4 protein-coding genes are annotated in these 6,000 nt (G+C 70.5%); 2 read left to right on the top strand and 2 right to left on the bottom strand.

The genetic code is table 11. The features are described from left to right. Nucleotides 1–7: 7 nt before the first annotated feature. Entirely contained in the window at nucleotides 8–709 is a 702-nt protein-coding gene (locus ACFWVV_RS27325; protein WP_384341888.1) for a nitroreductase family protein, read from the bottom strand. Between the two features lie 174 nt (nucleotides 710–883). On the opposite strand from ACFWVV_RS27325, the gene ACFWVV_RS27320 reads away from it, so the two are divergent. Continuing rightward, nucleotides 884–1,912, top strand: coding sequence for an aspartate-semialdehyde dehydrogenase (locus tag ACFWVV_RS27320; RefSeq protein WP_384341890.1), 1,029 nt, complete (start codon nucleotides 884–886; stop codon nucleotides 1,910–1,912). Between the two features lie 162 nt (nucleotides 1,913–2,074). Continuing rightward, complete coding sequence (gene pepN / locus ACFWVV_RS27315; RefSeq protein ID WP_384341892.1) at nucleotides 2,075–4,648, top strand: aminopeptidase N; 2,574 nt, start codon at nucleotides 2,075–2,077, stop codon at nucleotides 4,646–4,648. 123 nt (nucleotides 4,649–4,771) lie between these two features. Here pepN and alc read toward each other — a convergent pair whose 3' ends face one another. Further along, complete coding sequence (gene alc, locus ACFWVV_RS27310; protein WP_384341893.1) at nucleotides 4,772–5,914, bottom strand: allantoicase; 1,143 nt, start codon at nucleotides 5,912–5,914, stop codon at nucleotides 4,772–4,774. Between the last annotated feature and the right edge of the window lie 86 nt (nucleotides 5,915–6,000).

Genomic DNA, 6,000 nt, shown 5'->3' with positions numbered 1-6,000 from the left:
CCCCGTGCTAGATCTCGACCATGACCTGGTCGAGCGACTTGCGGACCAGGTCGGGGACCTGGCAGTCGTCCGCCGGGTAGCCGACCGGGATCACCGCGAACGCCTTCTCGTTGACCGGGCGGCCCAGCACCTCGGAGAGGAAGCGCATGGGGCTCGGGGTGTGGACGAGGGCGGCGAGCCCGGAGAGGTGGAGGGCGGAGAGCAGCATGCCGACCGCGATGCCCACCGACTCGTCGACGTAGTAGTGCTTGCGCTTGGTGCCGTCATCGGCGAGCCAGTAGCGCTGCTGGAAGACGACGATCAGGGCGGGGGCGTCGGTGAGGTGGGGCTTCACCTCGTCGGTGCCCAGCGGGCGCAGCGCGTCGAGCCATTCCTCGCCGAGCCGGCCCTCGTAGGAGAGCTGCTCCTCCTCCTCGGCGGCCTCGCGGATCCGGCGGCGTACGTCCGCGTCCTTGACCAGGACGAAGGTCCAGGGCTGCTGGTGGGCGCCGGAGGGTGCGGTCGCGCCGCACGCGATGGCGTCGCGTATCACCTGGTCGGGCACGGGGTCGGGGGAGAACTGGCGGACCGTGCGGCGCTCGTCCATCCGGGCACGGAGCTCGGCGGCGCGGGCCAGGGATGCGGCCGGGTCCATCCGGGCGGGGGTGTAGGGAACCGGCCGGTAGGGGTCGCCGTGGGTCGGTGTCCACTTGTTCTTTGTCACAGTCATGACCCGAGCATCCCGGGGGCAGGGACCCTGTGTCCCGGCGTTCGCAGAATCGGCCGGGACAGCGCGTCCGTCCTTCGGACAATCGATTGGACAAGCCGGATGGCACCTCCCGCATCATGGGTGCCATCGCCGCAGGTCGTCATACCTGCACACACAGAGGACTGAGGAGTCACCGTGAGGGTCGGAATCGTCGGAGCCACCGGTCAGGTCGGCGGAGTTGTGCTGCGGATCCTCGCGGAGCGGAAGTTCCCGGTGACGGAGCTGCGCCTGTTCGCCTCCGCCAGGTCCGCCGGTTCGACGCGGGAGTGGGACGGCAAGCCGGTCACCATCGAGGACGCCTCGGCGGCCGACTACACCGGCCTCGACATCGTGATCTTCTCCGCCGGAGGCTCCACCTCCAAGGCCCTCGCCGAGAAGGTCGCCGCGCAGGGCGCCGTCGTCATCGACAACTCCTCCGCCTGGCGCCGCGACCCCGAGGTGCCCCTCGTGGTGTCCGAGGTCAACCCGCACGCGGTGGCCGACCGCCCCAAGGGCATCATCGCCAACCCGAACTGCACGACCATGGCCGCGATGCCGGTGCTGAAGCCGCTGCACGGCGAGGCCGGCCTCCTCGCGATGATCGCCACCACCTACCAGGCCGTCTCCGGCTCCGGTCTGGCCGGTGTCGCCGAGCTCGACGGCCAGGTGAAGAAGGTCGTCGAGGAGGCGGCCGAGCTCACCCACGGCGGCGACAAGGTGGAGCTGCCCGAGCCGCAGGTCTACAAGAAGCCGATCGCCTTCAACGTGCTGCCGCTGGCCGGCAACATTGTCGACGACGGCTCCTTCGAGACCGACGAGGAGCAGAAGCTCCGCAACGAGTCCCGCAAGATCCTGGAGATTCCGGAGCTGAAGGTCTCCGGCACCTGTGTGCGCGTGCCGGTCTTCTCGGGCCACTCGCTCCAGGTCAACCTGCGTTTTGAGCGACCGCTCAGCGTGGAGCGCGCGTACGAGCTGCTCGGCGGCGCTCCCGGTGTGGCGCTCTCCGAGATTCCGACGCCGCTGGAGGCCGCGGGCCAGGACGTCTCCTACGTGGGCCGCATCCGCGTGGACGAGACCGTCGACAACGGCCTCGCACTGTTCCTCTCCGGCGACAACCTCCGCAAGGGCGCGGCCCTGAACGCGGTGCAGATCGCCGAGCTGGTGGCGGCTGAGCTCAACGGCTGAGCCGGGCGGGCACGGGGCGGGGCGGGACCTTCGCGGGTCCCGCCCCGCTTTCGCGCGTCATCCGGGCGCCCCCGCACCCCCGCGCCGGAAAATCCGTCTCCCGCCGGGGGCCCACCGCGTGGAAGGATGGCCCAGAACGTCACGATCCGAGGAGATGACAGGGTGCCTGGTACGAATCTGACCCGCGAAGAGGCGCAGGAGCGGGCGCGGCTGCTCACGGTTGATGCGTACGAGGTCGAGCTCGACCTCAGTGGTGCGCAGGAGGGCGGCACGTACCGTTCGGTGACCACGGTGCGGTTCGAGGCGGCCGAGGACGGGGCGAGCTTCATCGACCTCGTGGCGCCCACGGTGCACGAGGTCGTGCTGAACGGCGAGGCGCTTGACGCGAATGCGGTGTTCGCGGACTCGCGGATCGCCCTCGCGGGACTGCGCGCCGGTGCGAACGAGCTGAAGGTGGTCGCGGACTGCGCGTACACCAACACGGGTGAGGGTCTGCACCGTTTCGTCGACCCGGTCGACGAGCAGGCCTACCTCTACACCCAGTTCGAGGTGCCGGACGCACGGCGGGTGTTCGCGTCGTTCGAGCAGCCCGACCTCAAGGCGACCTTCCGGTTCACCGTGAAGGCGCCGTCCGGCTGGACCGTGATCTCCAACTCGCCGACGCCGGAACCGAAGGACGACGTCTGGGCCTTCGAGCCGACGCCGCGCATCTCGACGTACATCACCGCGCTGATCGCGGGCCCGTACCACGCCGTGCACTCGGAGTACGTGGGCAAGGACGGGCAGCGGGTACCACTGGGCATCTACTGCCGCCCTTCGCTGGCCGAGCACCTGGACGCGGAGGACATCTTCGCGGTCACCCGCCAGGGCTTCGACTGGTTCCAGGAGAAGTTCGACTACGCCTACCCGTTCGCCAAGTACGACCAGCTGTTCGTGCCGGAGTTCAACGCGGGCGCGATGGAGAACGCGGGCGCGGTGACCATCCGCGACCAGTACGTGTTCCGCTCGAAGGTGACGGACGCCGCGTACGAGGTGCGCGCCGAGACGATCCTGCACGAGCTCGCCCACATGTGGTTCGGTGACCTGGTCACCATGGAGTGGTGGAACGACCTGTGGCTGAACGAGTCGTTCGCCACCTACACCTCCATCGCCTGCCAGGCGTACGCGGAGGGCTCGAAGTGGCCGCACTCGTGGACCACGTTCGCCAACTCCATGAAGACGTGGGCGTACCGCCAGGACCAGCTGCCCTCGACGCACCCGATCATGGCGGACATCCGTGACCTGGACGACGTGCTGGTCAACTTCGACGGCATCACCTACGCCAAGGGCGCCTCGGTGCTCAAGCAGCTGGTGGCGTACGTCGGCATGGACGAGTTCTTCGCGGGCGTGCAGGCGTACTTCAAGGCGCACGCCTTCGGGAACACCCAGCTGAGCGATCTGCTGGGCGCCCTGGAGCGGACCAGTGGCCGCGATCTGAAGAACTGGTCGCAGAAGTGGCTGCAGACGGCCGGGATCAATGTCCTGCGCCCGGAGATCGAGACCGGCGCGGACGGTGTCATCACCTCCTTCGCGGTCCGGCAGGAGGCGCCCGCGCTGCCGGCCGGCGCCAAGGGTTCCTCGACGCTGCGTCCGCACCGCATCGCGGTCGGCCTGTACGACCTGGACGACGCGGGCAAGCTGGTGCGCACCGGCCGCGTCGAGCTGGACGTCGACGGCGAACTGACGCCGGTGGCCGAGCTGGCGGGCCGCCCGCGCCCCGCCGTCGTGCTCCTCAACGACGACGACCTCTCGTACGCCAAGGTGCGCCTCGACGAGCAGTCGCTGGCCTTCGTCACCGAGCACCTGGGCGACTTCGCCGAGTCGCTGCCGCGTGCGCTGTGCTGGGCCTCGGCCTGGGACATGACGCGCGACGGCGAACTGGCGGCCCGCGACTACCTGGCGCTGGTGCTGTCCGGGATCTCCAAGGAGTCGGACATCGGCGTGGTGCAGTCGCTGCACCGCCAGGTGAAGCTGGCGCTCGACCTGTACGCGGCGCCTTCCTGGCGCGAGGCCGGGCTGAACCAGTGGACGGAGGCGACGCTGGCCCATCTGCGGTCGGCGGAACCGGGCAGCGACCACCAGCTGGCCTGGGCGCGGGCGTTCGCCGCCACCGCCCGTACGCCGCAGCAGCTGGACCTGCTGCGGGGGCTGCTGGAGGGCGCGGAGTCGGTCGAGGGCCTGGCCGTCGACACCGACCTGCGCTGGGCGTTCGTGAACCGTCTTGCGGCCGTCGGCGTGGTCGACGAGGACGAGATCGCGGCGGAGCTGGCGCGGGACAACACCTCGGCGGGCAAGCAGCACGCGGCCTCGGCCCGGGCGGCGCGTCCGACCGAGGAGGCGAAGGCGGAGGCCTGGGCGTCGGTCGTGGAGTCCGACGAGCTGACCAACTCCCTCCAGGAGGCGGTCATCGGCGGCTTCGTGCAGACCGACCAGCGCGAGCTGCTCGCCCCGTACGCGCAGAAGTACTTCGCGGCGGTCAAGGGCGTGTGGGACGCACGCTCGCACGAGATCGCGCAGCAGATCGCGGTCGGCCTGTACCCGACGCTCCAGGTGTCGCAGGAGACGCTGGACGCGACGGACGCCTGGCTGGCGTCGGCGGAGCCGAGTGCGGGACTGCGGCGCCTGATGTCGGAGTCGCGGTCGGGCGTGGAGCGGGCGCTCAAGGCGCAGGCGGCCGACGGGGCTGCCGCCTCGTAGCACCGTGTCGCTGTGACATGGGAGGAGGGCCCCGGCGCGGGTGGGTGTGCGCCGGGGCCCTCTGTCGTACCCGTGCGTGCGGGACCGGTGTCGACCGCACGCACGGTGGTCTGTGCGGTGCGGCTAGCTGCTCAGGTCCCGGTAGCGGGCGGTGAGTCCGGCCTGGCCCTGCTCGGTTATGGTGCCGTGCAGCCGCATGCGGGCGACGCCGCCGTCGGGGAAGGCGTCGAGGCGCACATGGGTGGCGACGGCCTGCGCCGGTAGCTTGAAGCGGTGCAGGGTGTCGGGCTGGAGCCTGGTGCGCGGCAGGATCTCGAACCAGTCGCCGCTGTCGCCGTTGCGGCCGCTGAGCGCGATCCAGCCGGCCGAGTTGCCCTTGAGGTACGCGGTGTCGATCTCGACGGCGCGGACGGCGCCCTGGGCGAGCAGCTTGAAGCGCACCCAGTCGTTGGTGCCGCGGACGCGGCGGCGGCGGTTCTCCCAGCCGTCGTCCATCTTGCGCGAGGTGCCGGGCAGGATGATCTGGGTGGGCGAGGAGTAGAACTTGTCGGACGCGTCCTCGTAGGTGCCGCCGTTCTGTACGGCGAGGAGGTCGACGGTGCCGAGCAGCTGGAGCCACTCGGGGTCCGGCACGACCTCGCCGTGCACGCGCAGACGGGCGATGCCGCCGTCGGGGTGCTGGCAGAGACGGACGTGGGTGAAGCGGCGCTCGACGGAGATCGCGAACGCGTTGGCCGCGTGCCCCTTGACCGGCGTGACGGGCACGATCTCCTCCCACTTCACGTCGTCGGCCAGCAGCTGCTCCGGGCTCGGGGAGCCCTCGACGGCGGTGGCCTGGATGCTGACGCGCTGCGGGTAGTTGCCGCGGAAGTGGGCGGTGTCGACGACGATGCCGCGGATGACGCCCGCCGCGCCGAGGCGGATGATCGCCCAGTCGTGGTCCTCGGGCCCGGGGAAGGGGTGGGCGGCGTCGGTGCCGCGCCGGCGGCGGGTCTCCCAGCCGTCCATGATCTTGCCCTTGTGCCCGAAGTGCTCCGGGTCGAAGACGGCGCGCTCGCGGATCAGGAGGTTCTCGCGCTCGGCGAAGAACTCGTCGTTGGCGGCGATGACGCCCGCGCCGAGGCGGCGGTCGGCGAGGTCGACGAGGCCGGCGAAGGCCGCGGTGTCGTCACCTGCGGTCCGGTAGTCGGCGTACGGGTCGCCTCCGGCGTACGGGGAGGCATCGTTGGCGTGGGGATCTTCCTGGGGCGCGGGCTTCGGCGTCATGTGCCGACTGTCCCCCGCCGACACCCCTCAGGTCCATCGAATGTTTCCGAACGGTCCCTTAAGCAGATACGAAAGGTTCGTCGGTC

The organism is Streptomyces sp. NPDC058663, from assembly GCF_042716745.1.
GTDB lineage: Bacteria > Actinomycetota > Actinomycetes > Streptomycetales > Streptomycetaceae > Streptomyces.
The sequence above is the reverse complement of the archived record's forward strand: the minus strand, read 5'-3'. Positions and strand labels throughout refer to the sequence as shown.

Coding starts and splice junctions, on each gene's coding strand:
- alc (WP_384341893.1), bottom strand. CDS start 5,914: ATGACGCCGAAGCCCGCGCCCCAGGAAGATCCCCACGCCAACGATGCC.
- ACFWVV_RS27325 (WP_384341888.1), bottom strand. CDS start 709: ATGACTGTGACAAAGAACAAGTGGACACCGACCCACGGCGACCCCTAC.